22 protein-coding genes are annotated in these 26,949 nt (G+C 53.9%); 2 read left to right on the top strand and 20 right to left on the bottom strand.

Going from position 1 to position 26,949, the window contains the following annotated elements; translation table 11 throughout:
• Positions 1-17 precede the first annotated feature (17 nt).
• From AC3WJW_RS22365 to mtnA, 20 genes are all read right to left on the bottom strand, one after another.
• Positions 18-950, bottom strand: a complete 933-nt coding sequence (locus AC3WJW_RS22365; RefSeq protein WP_493727433.1) for an NAD-dependent epimerase/dehydratase family protein — start codon at positions 948-950, stop codon at positions 18-20.
• The gene (locus tag AC3WJW_RS22360; protein WP_493727432.1) at positions 947-2,149 is read right to left on the bottom strand and encodes a glycosyltransferase family 4 protein; all 1,203 of its coding nucleotides are present in this window, start codon (positions 2,147-2,149) and stop codon (positions 947-949) included. Before AC3WJW_RS22360 ends, AC3WJW_RS22365 begins: the two co-directional genes overlap by 4 nt.
• A gap of 18 nt (positions 2,150-2,167) precedes the next feature.
• Positions 2,168-3,298: a non-hydrolyzing UDP-N-acetylglucosamine 2-epimerase gene (wecB, locus tag AC3WJW_RS22355; RefSeq protein WP_493727431.1), complete on the bottom strand. Its 1,131-nt coding sequence runs from the start codon at positions 3,296-3,298 to the stop codon at positions 2,168-2,170.
• A gap of 416 nt (positions 3,299-3,714) precedes the next feature.
• On the bottom strand, positions 3,715-4,833 hold the full coding sequence (gene wbjC / locus AC3WJW_RS22350) for a UDP-2-acetamido-2,6-beta-L-arabino-hexul-4-ose reductase (RefSeq protein ID WP_493727430.1): 1,119 nt from the start codon (positions 4,831-4,833) through the stop codon (positions 3,715-3,717).
• Between the two features lie 3 nt (positions 4,834-4,836).
• The gene (locus tag AC3WJW_RS22345) at positions 4,837-5,874 is read right to left on the bottom strand and encodes a polysaccharide biosynthesis protein (RefSeq protein WP_057713776.1); all 1,038 of its coding nucleotides are present in this window, start codon (positions 5,872-5,874) and stop codon (positions 4,837-4,839) included.
• A 13-nt stretch (positions 5,875-5,887) separates the two neighbouring features.
• Positions 5,888-7,090 carry a glycosyltransferase family 4 protein gene (locus AC3WJW_RS22340; protein ID WP_493727429.1) on the bottom strand — a complete coding sequence of 401 codons (1,203 nt, stop codon included), beginning with the start codon at positions 7,088-7,090 and terminating at the stop codon, positions 5,888-5,890.
• Positions 7,090-8,262 carry an EpsG family protein gene (locus tag AC3WJW_RS22335; protein WP_493727428.1) on the bottom strand — a complete coding sequence of 391 codons (1,173 nt, stop codon included), beginning with the start codon at positions 8,260-8,262 and terminating at the stop codon, positions 7,090-7,092. The genes AC3WJW_RS22340 and AC3WJW_RS22335 overlap by 1 nt, the downstream gene beginning before the upstream one ends.
• Complete coding sequence (locus tag AC3WJW_RS22330) at positions 8,249-9,508, bottom strand: oligosaccharide flippase family protein (RefSeq protein ID WP_493727427.1); 1,260 nt, start codon at positions 9,506-9,508, stop codon at positions 8,249-8,251. The genes AC3WJW_RS22335 and AC3WJW_RS22330 overlap by 14 nt, the downstream gene beginning before the upstream one ends.
• 448 nt (positions 9,509-9,956) lie before the next feature.
• Complete coding sequence (locus tag AC3WJW_RS22325; protein WP_493727426.1) at positions 9,957-11,006, bottom strand: LPS O-antigen chain length determinant protein WzzB; 1,050 nt, start codon at positions 11,004-11,006, stop codon at positions 9,957-9,959.
• Positions 11,007-11,131: 125 nt separating this feature from the next.
• Positions 11,132-11,374, bottom strand: coding sequence for a lipopolysaccharide assembly protein LapA domain-containing protein (locus tag AC3WJW_RS22320; RefSeq protein WP_493727425.1), 243 nt, complete (start codon positions 11,372-11,374; stop codon positions 11,132-11,134).
• Entirely contained in the window at positions 11,371-11,667 is a 297-nt protein-coding gene (gene ihfB, locus AC3WJW_RS22315) for an integration host factor subunit beta (RefSeq protein ID WP_493727424.1), read from the bottom strand. The genes AC3WJW_RS22320 and ihfB overlap by 4 nt, the downstream gene beginning before the upstream one ends.
• Positions 11,668-11,818: 151 nt before the next feature.
• The gene (locus AC3WJW_RS22310) at positions 11,819-12,100 is read right to left on the bottom strand and encodes a hypothetical protein (protein WP_493727423.1); all 282 of its coding nucleotides are present in this window, start codon (positions 12,098-12,100) and stop codon (positions 11,819-11,821) included.
• 210 nt (positions 12,101-12,310) lie between these two features.
• A complete protein-coding gene (gene rpsA / locus AC3WJW_RS22305) occupies positions 12,311-14,002 on the bottom strand; it encodes a 30S ribosomal protein S1 (RefSeq protein WP_007973639.1) in 1,692 nt (563 codons plus the stop codon).
• 120 nt (positions 14,003-14,122) lie between these two features.
• Complete coding sequence (gene cmk, locus AC3WJW_RS22300) at positions 14,123-14,812, bottom strand: (d)CMP kinase (RefSeq protein ID WP_007973641.1); 690 nt, start codon at positions 14,810-14,812, stop codon at positions 14,123-14,125.
• Complete coding sequence (locus tag AC3WJW_RS22295; RefSeq protein WP_493727516.1) at positions 14,809-17,016, bottom strand: bifunctional prephenate dehydrogenase/3-phosphoshikimate 1-carboxyvinyltransferase; 2,208 nt, start codon at positions 17,014-17,016, stop codon at positions 14,809-14,811. Before AC3WJW_RS22295 ends, cmk begins: the two co-directional genes overlap by 4 nt.
• Before the next feature lie 28 nt (positions 17,017-17,044).
• Positions 17,045-18,157: a histidinol-phosphate transaminase gene (gene hisC, locus AC3WJW_RS22290; RefSeq protein ID WP_102700284.1), complete on the bottom strand. Its 1,113-nt coding sequence runs from the start codon at positions 18,155-18,157 to the stop codon at positions 17,045-17,047.
• A gap of 12 nt (positions 18,158-18,169) precedes the next feature.
• Complete coding sequence (gene pheA, locus AC3WJW_RS22285; RefSeq protein WP_007939916.1) at positions 18,170-19,264, bottom strand: prephenate dehydratase; 1,095 nt, start codon at positions 19,262-19,264, stop codon at positions 18,170-18,172.
• Positions 19,264-20,349, bottom strand: a complete 1,086-nt coding sequence (gene serC / locus AC3WJW_RS22280) for a 3-phosphoserine/phosphohydroxythreonine transaminase (protein WP_218501436.1) — start codon at positions 20,347-20,349, stop codon at positions 19,264-19,266. The genes pheA and serC overlap by 1 nt, the downstream gene beginning before the upstream one ends.
• Before the next feature lie 230 nt (positions 20,350-20,579).
• Entirely contained in the window at positions 20,580-23,234 is a 2,655-nt protein-coding gene (gene gyrA / locus AC3WJW_RS22275) for a DNA gyrase subunit A (RefSeq protein ID WP_493727422.1), read from the bottom strand.
• A 437-nt stretch (positions 23,235-23,671) separates the two neighbouring features.
• Positions 23,672-24,748: an S-methyl-5-thioribose-1-phosphate isomerase gene (mtnA, locus tag AC3WJW_RS22270; protein WP_493727421.1), complete on the bottom strand. Its 1,077-nt coding sequence runs from the start codon at positions 24,746-24,748 to the stop codon at positions 23,672-23,674.
• Positions 24,749-24,856: 108 nt separating this feature from the next.
• Here mtnA and AC3WJW_RS22265 point away from each other — a divergent pair, with 108 nt between their 5' ends.
• Both AC3WJW_RS22265 and ubiG read left to right on the top strand, forming a co-directional pair.
• Positions 24,857-26,191, top strand: a complete 1,335-nt coding sequence (locus AC3WJW_RS22265; protein ID WP_493727420.1) for a TRZ/ATZ family hydrolase — start codon at positions 24,857-24,859, stop codon at positions 26,189-26,191.
• 57 nt (positions 26,192-26,248) lie between these two features.
• Positions 26,249-26,947, top strand: coding sequence for a bifunctional 2-polyprenyl-6-hydroxyphenol methylase/3-demethylubiquinol 3-O-methyltransferase UbiG (ubiG, locus tag AC3WJW_RS22260; RefSeq protein WP_007973655.1), 699 nt, complete (start codon positions 26,249-26,251; stop codon positions 26,945-26,947).
• The last annotated feature ends 2 nt before the right edge of the window (positions 26,948-26,949 follow it).

The following is a 26,949-nucleotide window of genomic DNA, read 5'->3' as shown; positions in this document are numbered from 1 at the left end:
ACCACACACAAAAAATGTTAGAGCGCTTTGAAACCCCGACCGGACTCTGTCAACGCTTGCTGAGGAGAGACGACAGGGACCCAACCCAAAGTTGATCGTGCTTTCGAAGAGTCAATTACCAAAGAACAACAAAGCTGTGTATAAATAGCGCGCCGTCTCAATAGCGTACTCCCAGCCAACAAGAGAAACTGGGGAACTGCAATAAGCCGAACTTTTCTATTCATACCACTGGCCAGAAACCTGACTATCTCAGCGGTGGACAGATCCACACCATCAGAAACAAGAAACAAGTTATTGGCAGCTTTGGGATGAGTCACACAGACACGGATAAAGTCCACCAGGTTTTCCAACGCGATCATGCTGCGTCGGTTATTGATAGTCGCAAAAGGTAAAGGTACCCCTAATGAAACTATTTTAAGCAATCGTTTAAAGTTGCCGGGGGCTTGCGCCGCATATACCAAAGGAGGTCTTATAATAACCAGCTCCATGGAAGACCTCCGACTTAACTCCTCGAGTTTCCGTTCAGCAGCCCATTTTGATTCAGCGTAATCCGCGTGAGGTGCCGCCGGAGAAGACTCGTCAAACGCGCCTTCCGTTGACGATCCGTTCACACCTATGGAACTGATAAAAATGAACCTTTTGACATTAGACGAAATTGCCTGCTCTGCGAGACGAACCGTGCCATCGACATTCGCCTGTTTGAACCCCTGCAAAGCTACTTCTCTTGGTTCACCTAGATTGTGAGCCTTGCCAGCCAAGTGGACTACGACATCAACCCCCGTTAAGAGCTGGCTCCAATCTGCATCGGCGCTTAAGGGAGGGGAAACAATAAATTCATTGTCGGACACAGCGATTCGCGAGCAACAAACGAGTTGATGGCATTCAGAGTGAAGAACGCTAACCAAACCTCGCCCGACAAACCCATTGGCGCCAGTAATTAAAACTTTCATACCTTGTTCGGTCCAATGAGATTAGCAACATGTCCATAGAACTTATCCAATGCGAGATGCTCCGCATAATTCTCGCGAAAAACAGCGAGCGAGCAGCCGTTTAGCGCTTCAAGATCAGAATTGCATATTGTTTCTATTACCTCGGCCAAAGCACGCGGATCAGACGGCTTACACTGCCATCCGACGCCTTTTTCGCGAATAACTCGCGATATCTCGGCATTGTCATCCATGACGGCTAAAAGAGGTTTATCTGCAGCAAGAGAAAAATATGCTTTGCTGGGAACTCCCAGTCCAAGCATTCCTTTCTCCAAGGTAATTAACGCCACATCACAAGCAGCAAGCCCCTGATTTTTGTCCCTCAATGGAACAGTGCCCGCATAGGCAACATTTTTTGTGGGGTTACGCTTTACGAACTCCTTGACCTTGGCGACGAGCGCACCATCTCCAATAAATAAGAACGCAGCCCGATCATCTTCGACAAGAGAAATAGCGTCGAGAATATTCTCAACTCCCTGTACACGCCCAATATTGCCAAAAAACTGGAATACAACTTTTTGCTGCCACCCCAGTTCATTTAAAAATGGTGCAGTGTGACGAGGCAAAGGAAAAACCTCTTTCTCATCTGCCCAGTTTGGTACGAATACGACCTTGGCCGTATTCGTGACCTTCAGACTGACCAACTCCTGCATGTCCCGCCCGATAACAACCAGCAACTCTGCAGAATCATAAATACTGGAGAATAAACGGTTGATTATCGGATAGACACGACTGGTAGACTTTATTATGCCGGCAGGCACTAAGTTCTCCGGAAATACATCATGAACCAGAACCCCCCACTTAAAACCTTTGATCAGCTTCAAGAGGGGAATAACCATCAATAGCAATGCCGGATTAGTCCCAGTCAGCACTACATCATTTCTTTTTACATGCCGGAGAATATGCCAACAGAAACCAGTCACCTGAAAAAACTGTCCGAAGAACCTGGAAACCAGCTTGTTTTTGTTAAATTTCAACGCTGTGAATGCCACTTCCTTAACATCGTGACTCTCGAATAAGCGTGAGGACTTACTTGCGCTTGGATAAATCACCGTTACCCGCCCACGTTCTACCCCAATCTTATTAACGATTTTCGACCAAAAAAAACCGGTCGAATTTTGTTCTGCATCCACATACTCTGAAACAACAAAAACCTTCGCCATTAATACTTTTCGTCCTGATCAGTACTTTTTCCAAACGACACGCATAACATAGTCGCGGTAGCTGTGAATGATCCTGACCACTTTTTCCGAAACGTTCGGCATGCTGTAGTCTGCCACCAGGCGCAGACTGCGAACCTCACCTCGGCTTTGACCCTCCAGCACCTGCAAGGCCTGCATCACTCGCTCGGACTCAAGGCCAACCATCATCACAGCGGCTTCTTCCATACCCTCTGGACGCTCGTGCGCCTCACGGATATTCAACGCTGGGAAGTTGAGAATAGAGGACTCTTCATTGATCGTTCCACTATCGGAAAGTACTGCTTTGGACTCCAGTTGCAGCTTGTTGTAGTCCTTGAAACCGAGCGGTTTTAGCAGACGAACATTCTCGTGAAACTTCACCCCCATGGCATCGACACGCTTCTGCGTCCGCGGGTGGGTGGAGACAATTACCGGATAGTCATAGTGCGCTGCGACTGCGTTGAGTACTTCAACAAGCTTTCCGAAGTTAGTATCAGAATCAATATTTTCTTCACGGTGTGCACTTACTACAAAAAACTTGCCCTGCTCAAGCCCAAGCCGCTCCAGCACGTCCGAAGAATCGATACCTTCACGATAATAATTAAGCACCTCAAACATCGGGCTACCCGTTTTGATAACCCTGTCTGGTGGCAAGCCTTCACTTATCAGATAGTCGCGCGCAATGGTGCTGTAAGTTAAATTGATATCAGCGGTGTGATCTACAATACGTCGGTTGATTTCTTCAGGCACACGCATGTCGAAGCAACGGTTACCAGCTTCCATGTGGAAAGCCGGAATTTTACGACGTTTGGCGGGAATGACCGCCATGCAGCTATTCGTATCGCCGAGGACGAGAAGAGCCTCAGGCTGAACCTCAGCCAGCACACGATCAACGGAAATAATGACGTTACCGATGGTCTCTGCGCCTGTTGCGCCAGCAGCGTTCAGAAAGTGGTCTGGTTTACGGATACCGAGATCCTGAAAGAAAATCTCGTTCAGTTCATAGTCATAATTCTGCCCGGTGTGCACTAGAACATGGTCACAATCCCTGTCCAGGGCAGCCATGACGCGCGACAGACGAATGATTTCCGGGCGAGTACCCACTACGGTAACGATTTTCAATTTTTTCATTTTTAAACGTCACATTTTAATAAGTGATAAAAACGATTAAGAATTCTAATCTGCCACTGCCACTAACGCTATCCATTAGCATGCTTGAAGCCCAAAGAGGGCCATCAATGGACGAGTGGACGCTGCGTCACTTGGCCTCAACACCCTGGATAAGGCCGCCGTCGATCACACCTTACCTCCACCGCGTTCGATCTCGGTGGCCACACCCGGTCACGCCGTGGTGCCCAATTCGAGGAAAAACACCAATGGAAAAGCTGATACCAGCAGACTTTCCGGCCTGCTTATAAGCCTGTGATGGGGGTGACAAACTGTCAAAAATCGGATTTACAAGACTACCACTTCGAGGGATCGCAAGCCCCACAAAAGCACAGCGCCGCCCACTCCTTATCTAAGGAATAAAGCGGCGCGCACGATAATTAAGCCTCAGTACCAACAGGAAAGGTAAACGTATCAGGTGCTTCACGATCAAAAATCTCGTTAGCCCAAAGCATAACGATCATTTCTTCACTGCCTGTATTGGTAATGTCGTGACTCCAGCCCGGAACTGTTTCGACAATTTCCGGCTTTTCTCCGGAAGTGAACAATTCGTAAAACTCACCCGAAACAATGTGACGGAAGCGGAAACATGCCGTGCCTTTGATGACAAGGAACTTTTCGGTCTTTGAGTGGTGGTAATGGCCGCCGCGCGTTATCCCTGGATGCGCTGTAAAGTAAGAAAACTGTCCAGCCTCCTTGGTTTTAAGCATTTCCACAAAAACCCCGCGCGGATCGCCGTGCTTGGGAACTTCGTAAGTGAAACGCTCAGGCGGCAGATAACTCAAATAAGTGGAATAAAGCGCTCTTACAAGCCCCGTTCCTACCGACTCGGTAATCATCGTCTTACGACTATCACGGAAAGCCGTCAATTGCTCGGAAAGCTCACCCACCGTAATATTGTATTGTGGTTCCACACTAACAAACGGCGAGCCTGACTTCTTCCCGTCCATTACAGCAATGAAACATGCAACTACGTCATCTATGTAAACCAGATTAATTCGCGCATGCGGATCATTGACATTGATTGGTAGACCGCGAGCGATATTATTACAAAAAGTCGCAACCGCTGAATTATAGTTAGGACGAGCCCACTTACCAAATACGTTAGGCAAACGAAACAAGTGCACTGCCGAACCATTCTCCGAGTTCAGATCAAGTAATACTTGTTCGGCGCCGAGTTTACTGCTGCCGTATGGGTTATCCAACTCCGCTTGACTCGACGACGTATACAACACTGGAACTTTCCGGCCACTTAGACGAATAGCATCACAGAGTGCACGAGTCAAATCGGTATTGCCGGTATGAAACTCCTGCGGGTCCAACGGACGATTGACACCGGCCAGATGGAAAATAAAGTCAACCTGGGCAACCAGACTCGGCAAGCTTTCCAGCGAATCTTCGCGAGTAAAGCGCACCACTTCGATATCGGACTTCTCGCTCAGATGCGAAATAAGATTCTGGCCGACAAAACCATTGGCACCTGTAATCAGAACCTTCATTGCTTATTCCTCAGGTGTAGCGTGCTCACCACGCTGGATAGCGCGCATAAAATTCAACTTGAGGAGCAACTTCTGCATACCTTCTACATCAAGGCGCTCGGTATTATGCGAGTTGTAGTCTTCAGTACGAGAGATTTTGGTCTCACCCTGCTCCACAAACTTGGAGTAATTCAGATCTCGCAGATCTGGTGGTACGCGGAAGTAGTCACCACGATCTTCAGCGCAGGCCATTTCTTCACGACTAAGCAGTGCTTCAAAAAGCTTTTCGCCATGACGGGTGCCAATAACCTGAACGGGATGATCTGGCACATTAAGCATATTGATCAATGCTTTTGCCAAAACTTCCACAGTCGCTGCGGGAGCCTTCTGGACAAACATGTCACCATTTGTGCCATGCTCAAAAGCATACAACACCAGATCGACCGCATCTGCCAAAGTCATCATGAATCGCGTCATGTTTGGATCAGTCAGGCTTAGCGGTATGCCCGAACGGATCTGATCAACAAACAAAGGAATAACGGAACCACGGGACGCCATCACGTTACCGTAACGGGTACCGCAGATAACCGTATTGTTATCGTTACGGGATTTGGCAACCATTACTTTTTCCATCATTGCTTTGGATATACCCATTGCATTGATTGGATAAACAGCTTTATCAGTACTCAGGCAGACTACGCGCTTAACGTTATTTTGGATCGCCGCTTCCAGTACGTTATCAGTACCAAGCACGTTTGTTTTCACAGCTTCCATTGGATGGAATTCGCACGATGGAACCTGCTTCAAGGCAGCGGCGTGAAAAATATAATCTACTCCACGAGTAGCATTGAGTACGCTCTGGAAATCTCTGACGTCGCCAATATAGAACTTCAGCTTGGTGTTTGCGTATTTTTTACGCATGTCATCTTGTTTTTTCTCGTCTCGGCTGAACACACGAATTTCTTTGATATCAGTATCGAGGAATCGTTTCAGCACAGCATTACCAAACGACCCGGTGCCACCGGTGATCAAAAGCGTTGAGTTACTGAAAGAAATAGCCATGAGAAGACCCCACTTATAGTGATGAAATGATAATACTTCTTGCGTTCTCGACGCTCAAGTACTTTTCGTAATAGCGCCGACCATTGGCCCCTAGCGCCTTACAGAGCTCAGCATCTTTAATCAACAAATCCAATTTGTTTTTTAGATTAGTTACATCCCCCGCCACTACGGCTAAACCAGCACATATTTTGTTTTCAAGGATATCTCCAAAATCCGTAACTGAATCCAAAGATGCAAGCACCGGAAGAGAAACTTTAAAATAATCTAATGATTTAGAGGGAAAACTCGGCACAGTTAACTTCCTGGACAGGGAAATAAGACCCACATCGCAGGCTTGAACTACATGCTGATACTCATCACGAGGCACGTAGTTGATAAACTTTACGTTCTTTAAACCACGAGCAAATACCGATTCCTCCAACCGCTCCTTCTCAGTCCCCTTACCAATGAAAAGGAAGGTCACATCATCACCAGTGTAAAGCTCAGCCAAATCGAGAATATTGTCCAATTCCTGGACAATAGACATTGCGCCACCATAAACAGCAATAAACCCTGTAGATGGCAAATCGTACTTCAACCTTATTTCAGACTTATCTATCGGATCGACCTGCTTGATCTTCGCCCAAAGAGGTAAAATTTCCACACGCTGCTTATCCACCGTCGGGAAATTATCAAACAAGAACTTGGCATTACCCTCAGTCATACATCCGATGCGATCAAAACTTTTGTACATTATTTGTTCAAGATAACGAAAAAAACCAAAAAACAGCTTATTTCTGATCGCACCTAGGTCTTTCAAATAATATGGAAAGAAATCCCAGAGCACCAAAAAAGACTGAGAGTCAAATTTTTTTCTAAAATATCGAGACATCCCCAAAATGGTCACACAAGGCGTATTGGCAATTAACAGGTCACACTTGCTCACTTGCTTTCGCACTTCATGACGAGCGAGGAAAGGGAACAGGAATATCTTCAGGGAAGTACCGATGACCCCTGTGTTATAAAATATAGCCGGAAGCTTGACCCTGATAACCTTAATACCATCAATCACCTTAGTGAATGACACAGGCTCATTCTTAAGCCAAGAGAAAACAACTACCGAGACATCATGCCCTTCCTCATTCAATGAGTAAGCCAACTCATTAGTCAACCAGGCATCTTTTTTGTCATCCGCATATTTGGTAGTAAGCAGAACGATATGTTTACTTGATTTCATTATTTGGACCACAGCACGTCTAATTGGTTGAGCAAATCATTGGTTCGATCTTGCCCAGTCGAGTTTTTATGATCATAAAAGAGCTGACTTTGATAGGGTATATATACAATAGAAAGCGGGCTAGAAATAAACCTAAAGAATGGCAAGTATGCAATTATCGCAATCACAAAGACAACAATAATACGACTTGCGTATGTCACATACTGTAAAGCCCCGAGTGTACACCCTACAAGGAATATGGCGAAAAAAAACTGATATCGGGTAGATAGGGTTGGGAAGCCAAATATAATCAATGGAATGAGCAACCCCAACAAGGCCAGCCGATAGGTTTGTAATCCCCACCTATCACCAAGAAGCTCAACACTAGAAGACTCACGCCTTACCCAAGCCCCGTATATACATACGAAAAACACTAGTGAAACAACTGCAAATGCAGCCCGATATGCAAAGGATGCGTTAAAAACATCACGATCCAAATAAACCATGTATTTTGGATTGACGTAAACGATCAAAACCTCAACGACACTTCGAATAATATCAAAAGAAGATACATACAACGCTACCGAGGCAGCAAAAATCAATGAAAACGCCCTTCGACCTAAAGGAAAAATATAGACCAATGCAAGCAGCAAAACTCCACCAACTACCGAATAGTGCAACGAACAAGCCATCGCAAAGAAGATGAAGCCCGAGATTTTCTTATTTGAAAAAAACTTATACACACCTAGCAAAAATATGCTAACTGCCAGGCCTTGCCTAAGCAGAGAAAACGCAGGTATCAAATAAAAATCTGGAACCGAGTACATTATCGCCATGACAACCAGGCAATACCTCGGAAAAAAGCGTCTCACTGCGAAAGCTATAAAAGCAATTTCCAATATACTTATTACCGCAGAAAATTGCTCGAACGCCAACCCCATGCTTACTGAAAGCTGGACAAGCCACTCATACCCAAATTCAAAATCAAGATAAAAGCCTTCCCCGCTTTGTACTGCTGTGTAATGCGCCTCATAGATTGGCCAATCATATCCGGTTTGAAACTTCAAACCTACGAACAAGGCAAGCAACGCCACCTGCAAAAAAAACAACCATGCCGACGGATGATTATTTTTTCTCAATGAGAGAATGGCCAGCAACCAAACTACAACATATACAATATTATACTGCGTCATACTTATTATTCTGTTCTAAAGGCATTGAGTTGTAGCGAGTTACCAAGAACCATAGTAATACCATAGCCAGAGAAACAGCTCCCTGCAGCGGATATCCATAAGCCATATTATTGAAGCCATAAAACCGATAACACAAGATACAGAGAAGGAGATACAATAACGCACTAATCATCTCATAGGCGAGATAGAACCGAACATGCTGCTTAGCTATCATTACGTAAAGAAACACCCAACTCAGACACTTGAGAGCATCGCCAATCACATAAATTTTCATGATCCCGGCGGCGGCGGCAAAAGCATCACCATAAATCAACCAAATAGCGAAGCTCGCCAATACGTTTACAGAGACCACCATTACAACAACAAAACCGAGTGCCATTACCCCGACACGACATACAAAACTCGCCAAGACCCTGCCTTCTTGTGAACTGTACTTAGGTAACAACAACGTAGAAAAGAGGACACTGCATATACCCATGTATATATCGGATAGACGGGTCACTGCATACCACGTGCCTGCCTCAGCCATTGACCCGTTAGTAGATATATAGTCTCGCAGGACGATCTGCACGCCGTAGACTACAATTACCGACCCCAAGGCCATAAGCGAGTAAGACAACAGTATCTTTATGACTTCAGCATCCAGCCTAACCAGACTCAGTCTTGGAAGTCGAAATCTCGCCGGCAGAAGCAACACACACACACCCGCAATAGCAGGTGCCAGTGCTACTGAGTAAACAGCTCCTGGCTTGCCAAAAACAATGGAAAAAGCACACGTAGATAAAGCTGTAAAAAATGCCGTTATCACGGAATACCAAAAATACTCACTGTACTTCTGACCACCATTAAAATAAGAAATAAATAAATTATTCAAACCTATAAAAAAAGCACCTAGAGGCAGAAGCAATAACACCTCTACCCACCCACCCTGCAAGAAAAAATCGGAAATAAGCGTGCTCGAAAAAAGCAAAACTAAAACAAAAGAAAAACTAAAAGCCAATAGCAGCATCAATGACGACTGCAGGACTCGCTCTTTTGGATACTTATCTTCAGCTATCAGTTTTACCACACCGGAAGTTGTTACCGAGGATGCACCAGCACTTAAAATCTGAAGAAAGGCTTGTATTTGCCCAACTACGGCCATACCGCTCGGCCCAACATAAAACGCTACTACTTTCAGAGATGCGACAGCGAACACTAGTTTAAAAACTGCCTGACAACCAATGTTGATGATTGGCCTAATCATTCTTTTCCGCATCCCTGTCCCACAACCATAACCAGCCCGCCTACCATATGCCAGCAAAAAATACTACAACCTTTAACGAAATTTTAAAGTGTATACACCTTTCCGTCATTCGGTAAAAGTCTTCTAATTGCCCCGCCCGCCATTATCTCCTAGATGACACAATAGCGTTACCAGATTTTGATAGGTAGACACATTTCTACGCATCGGCATGCGCTTTATGGCTTGATACAGCCATCGAACCGTGAACGCTTGGCGCACCATCAGCAGCATCCACCGCCTCCCCCCCCTCCGACCAAGCAAAAAAGGGAGGGATTTTGACGCATCTGAAACCGATTATTCAGCGTGGCGAGCGCTATCTTCCCGGCTACGCAAGCATCCAAAGGAACACCCCCAGACGCCTGTGTACTCAATGCGGTGGTTTACCCAACTGAGGGATGCGAGGAGGGAATCAAAATTTACCGCGCAACAAAGGTGCGAAATGCCGGAACAGCGCCAACAACAGCCCCAGGAAGAACCCGAAGCACGCCCCCAGTATCAGAATTGATAATTTATTCGGCTTGATCGGACTATCGGGATCACCAACGGCTCCGTCTTGCCGATATACCGAAACACCGGAGGAATCGATCGTCAAATTTTTAAGAAATGAGTACTTAACTTGCAGAACTCGCAGACTCGGAATGAACGGATCATCAGACTCACGACTTTCCAAGCCTTCAATTTCGGCCTGGAGCGTATCACTTCCACGCATATATAAAGCCTGGCTATCCACGCCTAGAGATAACTCCCCTGGAGCTTTCCCAGTGATAATGACCGGTTTTTTCAGACCAATGGCCTTAGCAATCACCAAAGCCTCACTTAGGACCTTTATTTTATCCTCTCGCTCTCGGCGAGCGCTTTCGCGGAGACCATTTATCTGTTGCTCCAAGTTTCGCGCTCTAACCTGAGCCTCCCTAACCACGTTTTTGATCATTTCGCTTTTTGCTGCAACACCGGCATTTTGCACATAAGTGCGCACCCATTCACCAGCTTCCGAAGGATTGTAGCCCTGTACAGAAACAGAATAACGGTCAGGGCTTTCCTTGCCTCCCGCAGAAATGACCAACTGCTTTGAGAAATTTTGGTACAGACGATCGCGCGAACCCTTGCGCCCATTCTCAGTCAACGACGGTAAATAAACCTCCTCGAAAAAAGAGCGCCGTAAGGACTCACTAAAGAGATTGCGAGTGAATACATCGTAAACATCTTTGACAGAGAAAGGTGGCAGGTCAGAATTCAATGTTCTGCCATAGTTGAAGTCCGCTATATCATTCTGCGTGGGAGGCAATACATAAATCTTGGCTTCGTACAGGGACTTAGCTGTAAATGCATACACAGCAGAAGCTATCAACACGAGTATCGTTACACTGATAACAAGCAACTTCTGCACCCAAAGTGCTTTGATCAAGACAAAAAAATCTATCTCATCACTGCTCGCTAAGGCGGTCGAGAGCTTGGGCATGAAGATCCGCATCCTTAAACGTTAAAAATAAACTTACCTACAAAAAATACAAACTCACAAACTTTTGTAAACTGAGCAACGCACAAACCTCTCATTCGACCCAATAGCTCAAAGTGAAAACGTTTCTAACCTCGAGAGCTTCGGAGATTAGAATACCAACCGAATAACGGCCCCACCGCCAAACCGATCAACAACGACAACAGTATATAAAGTGATATTGGAAGCTCAGGCATCGACCAACCCAGAAATTGCACGCTAACCCCTTGTTGGTTTTCCAGAATAAACACCACAATTAAAAAAACCGCCAGAATCCCAAGGATGAACTTAACGTAACGCAGCGGAGCGACGCTACGAATCTTGCCATTCACAATTGCTCCTCCTCGTCTTCATTCACCCGATCCCTCAGCTCCTTCCCTGGTTTGAAATGCGGAACAAACTTGCCGTCGAGACTGACAGACTGGCCGGTTTTCGGGTTACGGCCGACCCGTGGCGCGCGGTAGTGCAGAGAGAAGCTGCCAAACCCCCGGATCTCGATACGATCTCCGGTAGCCAGACATTGGGACATTTGCTCAAGCATCGTCTTGATGGCCAGCTCCACATCCTTGGATGAGAGCAGCCCTTGATGGGTGACAATTCGTTCGATCAACTCCGACTTCGTCATATTTTTCCCTTCTTTTTCAAGCAGCTAGGTAAGCGCTTCAAAGGTTTTAGCACGCCCGCATGATTTTGAACAGCCCGAGTTTTGCCATCTATCCCACCACCTCAAAATCCTCGATTCCCGAAAAGTCGAAGAATTCTGAGCAATCACGGTCTCATCGGCAAATCACCAACATGGTGCGCGTCAGGAAGCCTGCCGGGTTGAATCCAAAGGGGAAGCCCTCCTCCTCTTCCTTGAGATCATCAGACCTCGTCAAAACTTTGTAACCCGCCCCCTTACACTCCTTAGCCGCGCGCTTGTAACACTTGTCCCACTTCGAACCGAGCCCCGAACAATCGACCTCAATGCCGCTAACCCCACGCACTACGTGTGTTTTGGCGCTGGTAGTACAGCCCGCGAGTGCCAGAACTGCTACTGCAACAATGAGCTTGTTCATTCACTTCCTTTTGCCAGACAGCCTACCGGGCGATCATTTGTGTCAGGCTAAAGACTAGCTGCTAATAAACGTTTGATCCGACTAAACAATCAGACAATTTTTCAGCATTTTTGGTTCACGACTCAAGCTGCTAAAGCCGGCCGCAGCTCACCAAATCCCAGGCACAAAAAAGGGCGACCGAAGTCGCCCTTTTTTACAGAAAATCAGAACTTAGTTCTGTTTTTCCATTTGTGCACGCAGCAGGTCACCCAGAGTGGTGGCCACAGGAGCATCAGTAGCTACTGGCTTGTCGCGCAGGCTCTGGATTGCTTCTTTCTCGTCTTCAACGTCTTTCGACTTGATCGAGAGCTGAATTACACGGCTCTTGCGGTCAACGCTGATGATCTTGGCTTCTACTTCTTCGCCTTCTTTCAGAACGTTGCGCGCGTCTTCAACGCGGTCACGGCTGATTTCGGAGGCTTTCAGAGTCGCTTCGATATCGTCGGCCAGAGTGATGATGGCGCCTTTAGCGTCAACTTCCTTCACGATGCCTTTAACGATGGCGCCTTTGTCGTTCTCTTGAACGTACTCGGAGAACGGATCGCTTTCCAGCTGCTTGATACCCAGGGAGATGCGCTCGCGCTCTGGGTCAACCGACAGGATAACGGTGTCCAGCTCGTCGCCCTTCTTGAAGCGGCGAACGGCTTCTTCGCCCACTTCGTTCCAGGAGATGTCGGACAGGTGAACCAGACCGTCGATGCCGCCGTCCAGACCAATGAAGATACCGAAATCGGTGATCGACTTGATGGTGCCGGAGATTTTATCGCCCTTGTTGAACTGGCCAGAGAAATCTTCCCATGGGTTGGATTTGCACTGCTTGATGCCCAGGGAGATACGACGACGCTCTTCGTCGATGTCCAGAACCATAACTTCCACTTCGTCGCCGACTTGTACGACTTTCGAAGGGTGGATGTTCTTGTTGGTCCAGTCCATTTCGGAAACGTGTACCAGACCTTCAACGCCTTCTTCCAGCTCAGCGAAGCAGCCGTAGTCGGTCAGGTTGGTTACACGCGCGGTAACGCGAGTGCTTTCTGGGTAACGGGCTTTGATAGCAACCCATGGATCTTCGCCCAGCTGCTTCAGGCCCAGGGAAACACGATTGCGCTCGCGATCGTACTTCAGAACCTTGACATCGATCTCGTCGCCAACGTTGACGATTTCGGACGGATGCTTGATACGCTTCCAGGCCATGTCGGTAATGTGCAGCAGGCCATCGACGCCACCCAGATCGACGAATGCGCCGTAATCGGTGAGGTTCTTGACGATACCTTTGACTTGTTGGCCTTCCTGCAGGGATTCCAGCAGAGCTTCGCGCTCGGCGGAGTTCTCGGCTTCCAGGACGCTGCGACGGGAAACGACAACGTTGTTGCGCTTCTGGTCCAGCTTGATGACCTTGAATTCCAGCTCTTTGCCTTCCAGGTGCGTGGTGTCGCGCACTGGACGGACGTCAACCAGAGAACCTGGCAGGAACGCACGGATGCCGTTAACGTCGACAGTGAAGCCGCCTTTAACCTTACCGTTGATAACGCCCTTGACCACTTCTTCGGCTGCGAAGGCTGCTTCCAGAACAATCCAGCATTCAGCGCGCTTGGCTTTTTCACGGGACAGCTTGGTTTCACCAAAGCCGTCTTCAACCGAGTCCAGAGCAACGTGAACTTCGTCACCGACGTTGATGTTCAGTTCGCCAGCGTCGTTGTAGAACTGCTCAAGCGGGATGAGTGCTTCAGACTTCAGGCCAGCGTGAACGGTTACCCAGCGAGCCTGGTAATCGATATCAACGATAACACCGGTGATGATGGAGCCTGCCTGAAGGTTCAGGGTTTTTAGGCTTTCTTCAAAGAGTTCCGCAAAGCTTTCGCTCATTTTAATTCCTGTTGATGAGGGCGAAGAAAACGCCCATCTCCACACCCCAGACGGTGTGGGTTAGTTTCATTTAAAAGAAGCCACCGCAGGACTATGACTGGTCCCCTGCGGCCCTCTTGGTCACCCGGCGATATCGCGAATGGCGATCTCGCTCATGATGCGTTCCAGCACCTGGTCGATGGACAATTCCGTGGAATCCAGCTGTATGGCGTCAGCCGCCGGTTTGAGCGGGGCTACCGCTCGCTGGGTGTCACGCTCATCGCGTGCACGTATCTCATCTAGCAGACTCGACAGACTAACACCCTCGACTTTGCCCTTCAACTGCAAATATCGACGGCGCGCCCTCTCCTCGGCACTGGCGGTCAGAAAAATCTTCAGCGGCGCATCAGGAAAAACCACCGTTCCCATGTCGCGCCCATCCGCCACCAGACCCGGCGCTTCCTGAAAAGCACGCTGGCGCTGCAGCAGCGCCTCGCGTACAGCGGGCAACGCAGCCACCTGGGAAGCGCCGGAACCGACGCTTTCGGTGCGAATGACATCGCTGACTTCATCACCTTCCAGAATGATGCGTTGCAGCTGACCGTCCGTCGCCGCGATGAACTGCACGTCCAGATGAGCGGCAAGTTTCTTCAGCAGCTCTTCGTTGGTCAGGTCGACACCATGGTTATGCGCGGCGAAAGCCAGCAGGCGGTACAACGCACCGGAATCCAGCAGGTTCCAGCCCAGGCGCTTGGCCAGAATCCCGGCTACCGTGCCCTTGCCCGAACCGCTTGGCCCATCGATGGTGATGACCGGTGCAATGTTGTTCACGACTGCGCCTCTTGTGCCACACGAATGCCGACCTGTGCGCACAGCGCCAGGAAATTCGGGAACGACGTCGCGACGTTGGCGCAATCATGAATGCGGATCGGCGCACTGGCGCGCAGCGAAGCAACGCTGAACGCCATGGCGATACGGTGATCACCATGACCGTGCACTTCACCGCCGCCGATCTGGCCGCCGTCGATGATGATGCCGTCCGGGGTCGGTTCGCATTTGACGCCCAGCGCCAGCAGACCGTCCGCCATGACCTGGATGCGATCCGATTCCTTGACCCGCAGCTCTTCGGCGCCGGTCAGCACCGTGCGCCCTTCGGCACAGGCAGCGGCGACGAACAGCACCGGGAATTCGTCGATGGCCAAGGGGACCAACTCTTCAGGAATCTCGATACCTTTGAGTTTAGCTGCCCGCACACGCAGGTCAGCCACGGGCTCGCCGCCGACTTCACGCTGGTTTTCCAGGGTGATGTCCGCACCCATCAGGCGCAGGATGTCGATCACACCGGTACGGGTCGGATTGATGCCGACATGCTCGAGCACCAGGTCCGAACCTTCGGCGATCGATGCCGCCACCAGGAAGAACGCCGACGACGAAATGTCGCCCGGCACTTCGATGTGGGTCGCGGCCAGCTTGCCACCGGACTCAACCGATGCCGTGGCACCGTCAACGCTCACCGGGTAGCCGAAACCACGCAGCATGCGCTCGGTATGGTCGCGGGTCGGAGCCGGCTCGGTCACGGTGGTCTTGCCTTCGGCATACAGACCGGCCAGCAGCAGGCAGGATTTAACCTGGGCGCTGGCCATCGGCATGGTGTAGGTCAGGCCCTTGAGCTTGTTGCCACCACGGATGGTCATCGGTGGACGACCTTCGGCGGCAGTCTCGATCACCGCACCCATTTCACGCAGCGGATTGGCCACACGATTCATCGGGCGCTTGGACAGCGAGGCGTCGCCGGTCAGGGTGCTGTCGAAGTCCTGCGCAGCCAGCAGGCCGGACAACAGGCGCATCGACGTACCGGAATTGCCCAGGTAGATCGGGCCCGGTGCCGGCTTCAGGCCATGCAGGCCAACGCCGTGAATGGTCACGCGACCGTGGTGCGGGCCTTCGATGACCACGCCCATGTCACGGAACGCCTGCAAGGTCGCCAGGGCATCTTCACCCTCGAGGAAGCCTTCGACTTCGGTGACGCCTTCAGCGAGGGAACCGAGCATGATCGAACGGTGGGAAATCGATTTGTCACCCGGTACGCGAATCCGACCGGACAGGCGGCCACCAGGTTGAGCCAGGAAGATCAGATCGTTGGAATTCATAGCGTCCACATAGGCCCTGCGGGCCAGGATTTTACTGAAATGCTCGCGGGCAACCCGGGCGCGAGTGAAAACGCCCAACAATTGGTGCCCATCCCCTGCATCGACCGCGTCGCGCAAGGCGTCGAGATCGCTGCGAAATGTATCGAGTGTACGCAGGACAGCTTCGCGGTTGGCGAGGAAGATGTCGTGCCACATGACCGGGTCGCTTCCGGCGATTCTTGTGAAATCGCGGAAACCGCCCGCAGCGTAACGGAAGATCTCAAGATTTTCATTGCGCTTGGCCAACGAATCGACCAAGCCGAACGCCAGCAAGTGCGGCAGATGACTGGTCGCGGCCAATACTTCGTCGTGACGCTCGACCTGCATGTGCTCGACATCGGCACCCAGCGCGCGCCACAAACGGTCGACCACTGCCAAGGCTGCCGGATCGGTCTGATCCAGCGGCGTCAGGATCACCTTGTGCCGACGGAACAGTTCGGCGTTGGAGGCCTCGACCCCGCTCTGCTCGGAGCCGGCAATCGGATGCCCCGGCACGAAGCATGGCGGCATCTTGCCAAATGCTTCGGTGGCCGCGCGCACCACGTTGCCCTTGGCGCTACCGACATCGGTCAGGATCGCCTGCCCCAGGTCCATGCCGGCCAGGCGCGCGAGTACTTTCTCCATGGCCAGGATCGGCACTGCCAACTGAATGACGTCGGCGCCCTGACAAGCAACGCCCAGGTCTTCTTCGCAGCGATCCACTACACCCAACTCGACCGCGAGCTTGCGCGATTGTGGATCGAGATCGACCCCGACCACTTCGCGACACATCCCGCTTTCGCGCAAACCCTTGGCAAACGAACCGCCGATCAACCCCAGACCGACCACCACCAGGCGACCGATCATAGGTTCAGCAGATTGCAGTGCAGTGACATCAACCACGAGCCAGAACCTTGGTCAGCGCTTCCAGGAAGCGGCTGTTCTCTGCCGGCAGACCAATGGTGACGCGCAGGTGATTCGGCATGCCGTAGTTGGCCACCGGGCGCACGATCACGCCTTCACGCAGCAAGCCCTGGAACACCGGGGCCGCCACTTGACCGAGATCGACGCAAATGAAATTGCCCTTGGAGGGAATCCAGCTCAGCCCCAGCTCACGGAAACCGGCTTCCAGTTGCTGCATGCCGGACTCGTTCAACTGACGGCTTTGCGCCAGATACTCGTCGTCCTTCAACGCCGCGCAGGCCGCGGCCAGGGCCAGGCTGTTGACGTTGAACGGCTGGCGCACACGGTTCAGCACGTCTGCGACTACTGCCGTGGACAAGCCATAACCCACGCGCAGTGCTGCCAGGCCATAGGCCTTGGAGAAGGTACGGGAAACCAGCAGGTTCGGATAAGCCGCCAGGAAGTCCAGGCCATCCGGCAGATCGCTGCCTTCGGCGTACTCGATATAGGCCTCGTCCAGCACGACCAGCACATGCTCCGGAACATCCTGCAGGAATTCGTCCAGCGCCTCGGCGTCGAACCAGGTCCCGGTCGGGTTGTTCGGGTTGGCGATGAAGACCACGCGGGTATTGGCGTCGATGGCTGCCAGCATTGCCGGCAGGTCATGCCCCCAATCCCTGGCCGGAACCACCTTGGCCTGCGCACCGACCGCCTGAGTGGCAATCGGATAGACAGCGAACGCATGCTCGCTGAACACGGCGTTCAGCCCCGGCGCCAGATAGGCACGCGCGACCAGTTCCAGGATGTCGTTGGAACCATTGCCCAGCGTAACCTGATCAAGTTCGACGCGGCACTGCTCGGCCAACAGGCTCTTGAGCGCAAAGCCGTTGCCGTCCGGATAACGGGTCAGCTCGGCCAGCGCATCGCGGATGGCCGCCAACGCCTTGGGGCCGGGGCCCAGCGGGTTTTCGTTGCTCGCCAGCTTGATGATGCTCGCTGGATCGAGGTCCAGCTCGCGAGCCAGTTCGTCCACGGGCTTGCCCGGAACGTAAGGCGAAAGTTGTTGCACGCCCGGCTGTGCCAGAGCGAGGAAATTGCCACTCATTTGCTACCGCCCTTAGAGAACTGCTTTCGGGTAGGAACCCAGCACTTTGAGTGCCACTGCTTCCTGACTGATTTTTTCCAGCACACCTTTTACCAGCGGATCACGGTGGTGGCCGACAAAATCGATGAAGAACACGTAGGTCCATTTGCCGCTGCGCGACGGACGGGTCTCGATTCGCGTCAGGTCGATGCCGTTGTCGTGGAACGGCACCAGCAACTCATGAAGCGCACCCGGCTTGTTGCTCATCGAGACGATGATCGAGGTCTTGTCGTCGCCGGTCGGCGGCACTTCCTGGTTACCGATCATGAGGAAGCGCGTGGAGTTATCCGGGCGGTCCTCGATTTTTTCGGCCAGACGGGTCAAGCCATACAGGCCGGCCGCCATGTCACCGGCAATCGCCGCCGAGTTCCACTCGCCCTTGACCCGCTTGGCCGCTTCGGCGTTGCTGGACACCGCCACGCGCTCGACATTCGGGTAATGGGCATCCAGCCACTTGCGGCACTGGGCCAGGGACTGGGCATGGGAGTAGATGCGACTGATGCTGTCGGTCTTGGTGTTTTCACCGACCAGCAGGTGATGGTGGATACGCAACTCGACTTCGCCGCAGATCACCATGTCATGCTCGAGGAAGCTGTCGAGGGTGTGGTTGACCGCGCCTTCGGTGGAGTTTTCCACCGGCACCACGCCAAAGTTCACCGCCCCGGCCGCCACTTCACGGAACACTTCGTCGATCGCCGCCATCGGCTTGCTGATCACCGCGTGACCGAAGTGCTTCATGGCCGCCGCCTGGGTGAAGGTACCCTCAGGGCCGAGATAAGCCACTTTCAACGGCTGCTCGAGTGCCAGGCAGGAAGACATGATTTCGCGGAACAGCCGCGCCATCTCTTCGTTGCCCAGCGGCCCCTGGTTACGCTCCATGACACGCTTGAGCACCTGAGCCTCACGCTCAGGACGATAGAACACCGGCACTTCGCCTTCGGCCAGCGAGGCCATCTTTACTCGCGCGACTTCCTGGGCGCAGCGCGCACGCTCACTGATCAGCTCCAGGACCTTTTCGTCCAGGGCATCAATGCGCAGGCGCAGTGCCTTGAGTTCTTGCTCAGACATTAGCCGTGTTCCTTCTCGAACTCTGCCATGTACGAAACCAGCGCGTTGACGGCGTTGATGTCGACGGCGTTATAGATGGAGGCGCGCATGCCACCCACGGAACGGTGGCCCTTGAGGTTCAACAGGCCACGCTCGTCGGCACCGGCCAGGAACGGCTTGTCCAGGCGATCGTCAGCCAGCCGGAACGGCACGTTCATCCACGAGCGATCCGATTTGTTGATCGGGTTGCTGTACAGGCCGCTGGCATCGATGAAGCTGTACAGCGTGCGCTGCTTGACTTCGTTGAGCTTGCCGATGGCCTCGACGCCGCCCTGCTCTTTCAGCCACTCGAACACCAGGCCGGACAAGTACCACGCCAGGGTCGGCGGGGTGTTGTACATCGAGCCGTTGTCGGCCGCGACCTTGTAATTGAGCATAGTGGGGCAAATGGAGCGGGCGTTGCCCAGCAGGTCTTCGCGAACGATGTTGACGACGATACCGCTCGGGCCGATGTTTTTCTGCGCGCCGGCGTAGATCATGCCGAAACGCGAAACATCCACCGGGCGCGACAGGATGTCCGAGGACATGTCGGCCACCAGCGGAACGTCACCGGTCTCGGGAATCCACTGGAATTCCAGACCACCAATGGTTTCGTTCGGCGCGTAGTGAACGTAGGCCGCGTCTTTCGACAGCTTCCACTCGTTCTGGCCGGGAATGGCGAAATAGTCGTAGGGTTTGGCGGTGCCGGCTACATTGACGTGGCCGTAGCGCGAAGCTTCTTCGATGGCTTTCTGCGACCAGATACCGGTGTCGATATAGTCGGCCGAGCCGTTTTCCGGCAGCAGGTTCAGAGGAATCTGCGCAAATTGCTGGCTGGCGCCACCTTGCAGAAACAGCACTTTATAGTTCGAGGGGATATTCAGCAGATCACGCAGATCCTGCTCGGCCTTGGTGGCGATGGACACGAACTCATCACTGCGATGGCTCATTTCCATGACCGACAGACCCTTGCCGTGCCAGTCGAGGAGTTCACCCTGGGCGCGCTGCAGGACAGCTTCGGGAAGCGCCGCAGGACCGGCACAGAAGTTATAGGCTCTCTTGCTCACATCCAATCTCGCTCTGATTTGGTGGTATCACGCAATAAATCGCAACATCAATCGACACTCTGTAGGAGCGAGCTTGCTCGCGAAAAACCTGAGAACGCTGCGGGATGCCAGGCTTCCCGCGTTATCGTTAACGTCCATCGCGAGCGAGCTCGCTCCTACAGTAGGGACATAATTATTCAAAGGGACAAACAACAAGGGGGCGAATTTTCATCCGCCCCCTGCTTACCCGCTTATTCCTGTGGTTCTTCGTCAGCAGCGGCGTCGAGTTGCTGGTCTTCAACGGCATCGTCGATCACGACCTCACCATCGAACACTTCACCCTCTTCACCTTCCAGTTCTTCACCTTCGATTTCCGAAGGTTCCTGAACCCGCTCCAGCCCGACCAGGGTTTCATCCTTGGCCAGTTTGATCAGGGTCACACCCTGAGTGTTACGACCCAGACTGGACACTTCGTCGACACGGGTACGCACCAGGGTGCCCTGGTCGGAAATCAGCATGATTTCCTCGCCGTCGAGCACCTGGACTGCACCGACCAGGCGGCCGTTACGCTCGTTGCTGACCATGGCGATAACGCCCTGACCGCCACGCTTGTACTCAGGGAACTCGGTGATCGCCGTGCGCTTGCCAAAACCACGCTCGGAAGCGGTGAGGATCTGGCTGCCTTCTTCCGGGATCAGCATGGAAATCAGCTTCTGGCCTTCCGGCAGACGCATGCCGCGCACACCGCGGGCGGTACGACCCATGGCGCGAACGTCGGATTCCTTGAAGCGGGTAACCTTGCCGCCGTCGGAGAACAGCATCACTTCACGCTCGCCATCGGTGATGGCAGCAGAGATCAGCACGTCGCCTTCGTCCAGCTCCAGCGCGATCAGGCCGACGCTGCGCTGACGGCTGAAGGATTCCAGCGGGGTCTTCTTCACGGTGCCGTTGGCGGTGGCCATGAAGATGTAGTGACCTTCGGTGTACTCCTCGACCGGCAGCATGGTGGTGATGTATTCACCGTCATCCAGCGGCAGCAGGTTGACCAGCGGACGACCACGGGCAGCGCGGGACGCCTCAGGGATTTCGTAGGTTTTCAGCCAGTACACCTTGCCCTTGCTCGAGAACAGCAGCAGCGTGGTGTGGCTGTTGGCAACCAGCAGGTGAGCGATGTAGTCCTCATCCTTGACGCCGGTCGCCGACTTGCCTTTACCGCCACGACGCTGGGCCTGGTACGCAGCCAATGGCTGGGTCTTGGCATAGCCGCCGTGGGAGATGGTCACGACGCGCTCTTCTTCCGGGATCATGTCACCCAGGGTCAGGTCGAGACGGGCATCGAGGATTTCGGTGCGACGCACGTCGCCGTACTCGGCGCGAATCACTTCCAGCTCTTCGCGGATCACTTCCATCAGGCGCGTGGCGCTGTTGAGGATGCGGATCAGCTCGCCGATCTGGTTGAGGATCTCTTGATACTCGGCCAGCAGTTTTTCGTGTTCCAGACCGGTCAGGCGGTGCAGACGCAGTTCCAGAATGGCTTGCGCCTGCTCCGGCGACAGGAAGTACTTGCCGTCGCGCAGGCCGTATTGCGGATCGAGGTTTTCCGGACGGCACGAATCGGCACCGGCACGCTCGACCATCGCCACCACGGCGGAGGATTCCCAAGGGGTGCTGACCAGCGCTTCCTTGGCTTCCGACGGCGTTGGCGACGCCTTGATCAGGGCGATGACCGGGTCGATGTTCGACAGGGCAACCGCTTGACCTTCAAGGATGTGACCCCGCTCGCGCGCCTTGCGCAGTTCGAACACGGTACGGCGGGTAACGACTTCGCGACGGTGACGCACGAAGGCTTCCAGCAGGTCCTTGAGGTTCAGGATCCGCGGACGGCCGTCGATCAGCGCGACGATGTTGATACCGAACACCGCTTGCAGCTGGGTCTGGGCGTAGAGGTTGTTGAGGATCACCTCAGGCACTTCGCCACGACGCAGCTCGATCACGACGCGCATACCGTCCTTGTCGGACTCGTCGCGCAGTTCGGTGATGCCTTCGAGCTTCTTCTCTTTTACCAGCTCGGCGATCTTCTCGATCAGACGCGCCTTGTTCAACTGGTAAGGGAGTTCGGTGATGACGATCTGCTGGCGGCCACCGACCTTATCGATGTCTTCGATCATCGAGCGGGCGCGCATGTAAATGCGGCCACGGCCAGTGCGGTAGGCTTCGATGATGCCGGCGCGACCGTTGATGATCGCAGCGGTCGGGAAGTCCGGACCGGGGATGTATTGCATCAGCTCGTCGACAGTCAGCTCGGGGTTGTCGATGAGCGCCAGGCAACCATCGATGACTTCACCGAGGTTGTGTGGCGGAATGTTGGTCGCCATGCCCACGGCGATACCGCTGGAGCCGTTGACCAGCAGGTTGGGAATACGGGTCGGCATGACCGCCGGGATCATTTCGGTGCCGTCGTAGTTCGGCACCCAGTCCACGGTTTCCTTATGCAGGTCGGCCAGCAGCTCGTGCGCCAGCTTGGTCATGCGCACTTCGGTGTATCGCATGGCCGCGGCGTTGTCGCCGTCCACCGAACCGAAGTTGCCCTGGCCGTCTACCAGCAGGTAGCGCAGGGAGAATGGCTGCGCCATCCGAACGATGGTGTCGTACACCGCGGTATCACCGTGCGGGTGATACTTACCGATCACGTCACCGACAACACGGGCAGATTTCTTGTACGGCTTGTTGAAGTCGTTGCCCAGCTCGCTCATCGCGAACAGCACGCGCCGGTGCACGGGCTTCAAGCCATCGCGCGCATCCGGCAGTGCCCGCCCGACAATTACGCTCATCGCGTAGTCGAGGTAGGACTGCTTCAGCTCGTCTTCGATATTGACCGGGAGGATTTCTTTGGCCAGTTCGCCCATGAGAAGCCTGATTCCTTTTTCTGGTGAAACTTCGTCAGGACCAACGAAGCTCGCCGCTGCAGGCTCGGTGCCATGCATTGGCTTACGACAAATCAACGAGTTATGCCATGGATCTGCGCAGTAAAGGTCACCCCGAAGGGTAACCATGGAAACCGCCGGATGTTATCACAAGAGCCGCCACGCACCTATCCCCCAGATGCGCATGGAGAGTAGTTAGTTGACCGGTGACAGGCTGAAAAGGGAACAGGGAGGCTTAGAGCCGTGTTGAATGGAGAAATGGGGCTGGATTTGGGGTTGTTCGGTGCTTGTGCAGGCCTCTTCGCGGGCAAGCCCGCTCCCACAGTGGCTCTTTATTGTGCCGACGATTGCGGTCACACCTCGATCAACTGTGGGAGCGGGCTTGCCCGCGAAAGCGATTGTGCAGACGCCAACGATAATTAATGCAGACGCTTGCGGCACATCAACTGCGCCATCTTCGCCGTGTCCGGGCGTTCGACGATGCCTTTTTCGGTGACGATCGCATCGATCAGATCCGCCGGCGTCACGTCGAACACCGGGTTGAAGGCATCGACATTGGCCCCGACGCGCTTGCCTCCGACTTCCAGCAACTCGCGACCATCACGCTCTTCAATCGGAATGTCGTCGCCGCTGGCCAGGTTCATGTCGATGGTCGAACTCGGCGCTACCACCATGAAGCGCACGCCGTGGTGCATGGCGTTGACGGCCAGCTGATAGGTGCCGATCTTGTTGGCCACATCGCCATTGGCGGTGATCCGGTCAGCGCCGACGATGACCCAGGTAGGGCCTTTGGTCTTCATGATATGCGCGGCGGCGGAGTCGACATTGAGGGTCACGGGAATGCCTTCATTGGCCAGTTCCCATGCGGTCAGCCGCGAACCCTGCAGCCATGGGCGGGTTTCGTCGACATAGACCTGCTCGACCATCCCCTCGATGAATGCTGCGCGAATCACACCCAGCGCCGTGCCAAAGCCCCCCGTGGCCAGTGCGCCGGTGTTGCAGTGGGTCAGGATCGCCTGGGCGTTGCCCTGATGCTTGCGGATCAGGTCGACACCCAGTTGCGCCATGGTCAGGTTGGCTTCGCGATCACTTTCGTGAATGGCAATGGCCTCGGCCTCCAGCACCGCCAGCGGATCGGCATTGTCTTTCAGGCGATCAAGCCGGTCGTGCATGCGACCCAGCGCCCAGAACAGGTTGACCGCCGTAGGACGGGAATCGGCCAGCAGCATGAAATCCTCTTCCAGCGCCGCATACCAGTCGCCACCTTCGGCTATCCGGGCACGGGCCGCGAGCACGATGCCATAAGCGGCACTGATGCCGATGGCCGGCGCGCCACGCACCACCATCGAGCGAATGGCCTCGGCCACACCGGCTGCACTGGTGTAGGCGATCCAGGTTTCCTCGAACGGCAAAATACGCTGATCCAGCAGATGGAGAGCGCCATCACGCCAATCGATGGCCTTTACCTTTTCCGCAGCCAACAGTCGATCGCGCATCCCTCACCCCGCACTCATGAACAAAAGCCGCCGATTATAGCGATCCCCCCGCGAAGACGCTCGGGTATACTTCGCCATCCTTTACAAAAGCACTGGAACCGACCCTCGATGCCGAACACTGCCGCTGCGCTCGACCTGTTATTGCTGCCGACCTGGCTGGTACCCGTCGAACCCGCTGGTGTCGTCCTCAAGGAACATGGTGTGGGCATCCGTGATGGACGCATCGTGTTTATCGGCCCACGTTCCGCCGCACTGAAGCTTAACGCAACCGAAATCCGCGAATTGCCCGACATGCTGCTCAGCCCCGGCCTGATCAATGCCCACGGGCACGCGGCGATGACGCTGTTCCGCGGCCTGGCCGATGACCTGCCATTGATGACCTGGCTGGAAAACCACATCTGGCCCGCCGAAGCCAAGTGGGTCGACGAGGACTTCGTGCGCGACGGCACCGACCTTGCCATCGCAGAACAAATCAAAGGCGGCATCACCTGTTTCTCTGACATGTACTTCTTCCCGAAGGTTGCCAGCGAGCGCGTGCACAACAGCGGCATTCGCGCGCAGATCGCGATTCCGATCCTCGATTTCCCGATTCCGGGCGCCGCTACGGCAGATGAAGCCATTCGTCAGGGCGTTGAACTGTTTGGCGACCTCAAGCACCACGAGCGCATCAAAATCACCTTCGGCCCCCACGCACCCTACACCGTGGGCGACGAAAACCTGGAAAAAATCCGGGTGATCGCCGAGGAACTGGACGCTTCGATCCACATGCATGTGCATGAAACGGCGTTCGAGGTGCAGCAATCGGTCGAGCAGCGCGGTGAACGCCCGCTGGCCCGCCTGGCGCGCCTGGGCTTGCTGGGGCCGCGTTTCCAGGCGGTTCACATGACCCAGATCAGCGATGAAGACCTGGCACTGCTGGTAGAAAGCAACAGCAGTGTGATTCATTGCCCGGAGTCGAACCTGAAGCTGGCCAGCGGGTTCTGCCCGGTCGAGCGCTTGTGGGAGGCCGGGGTCAATGTCGCGGTCGGCACAGATGGCGCCGCGAGCAACAATGACCTGGACCTGCTCGGCGAAACCCGCACCGCTGCCTTGCTGGCCAAGGCTGTCGCCGGCTCGGCCACCGCGCTGGATGCCCATCGCGCCTTGCGCATGGCCACCCTCAATGGCGCCCGGGCTTTGGGTATCGAGGCCGAAACCGGCTCGCTGGAAATCGGCAAGGCCGCGGACATGGTGGCCTTCGATCTCTCCGGCCTGGCCCAGCAACCGGTCTACGACCCGGTTTCGCAGCTTATATACGCCACCGGCCGGGACTGCGTGAAACACCTTTGGGTGGCCGGCAAACAACTGCTCGACGACCGTCGCCTGACACGCCTGGATGAACAACAGCTTGGCGCTGTCGCGAAGGCCTGGGGCCAGCGCATCAGCGGCCGTATCGAATCGTAAGCACCCCGGAACACATCCGGGGCAACAGGATTTTTCAAGTTTTAGAGGACTTAAACCATGAGCAACGTCGACTACGCCGAAATCGCCAAATTCGAGGCCCTGGCCCATCGCTGGTGGGACCGCGAAAGCGAATTCAAACCGCTGCACGACATCAACCCGCTGAGGGTCAACTGGATTGACGAGCGGGTCAATCTGGCCGGCAAGAAAGTCCTCGACGTGGGTTGCGGCGGTGGCATCCTCAGCGAAGCCATGGCCCAGCGCGGCGCAACCGTGACGGGTATCGACATGGGCGAAGCGCCTCTGGCGGTTGCCCAGCTGCATCAGCTGGAATCGGGCGTCAACGTCGAATACCGGCAGATCACCGCCGAAGCCCTGGCCGAGGAAATGCCCGAGCAGTTCGACGTGGTCACCTGCCTGGAAATGCTTGAACATGTGCCGGACCCGTCGTCGGTCATCCGCGCCTGCTTCCGCATGGTCAAGCCCGGCGGCCAGGTGTTCTTCTCGACCATCAACCGCAACCCGAAGGCGTACCTGTTCGCCATCGTCGGCGCCGAATACATCATGAAGCTGCTGCCGCGCGGCACCCACGACTTCAAGAAATTCATCCGCCCTTCCGAACTCGGCGCCTGGAGCCGCATGGCCGGCCTGACCGTCAAGGACATCATCGGCCTGACCTACAACCCGCTGACCAAGCACTACAAGCTGGCCGCCGACGTGGACGTCAACTACATGATTCAGACCCTGCGCGAGGAGTAAGC

Source organism: Pseudomonas sp. GW821-FHT07G06 (assembly GCF_058986625.1).
The sequence above is the reverse complement of the archived record's forward strand: the minus strand, read 5'-3'. Positions and strand labels throughout refer to the sequence as shown.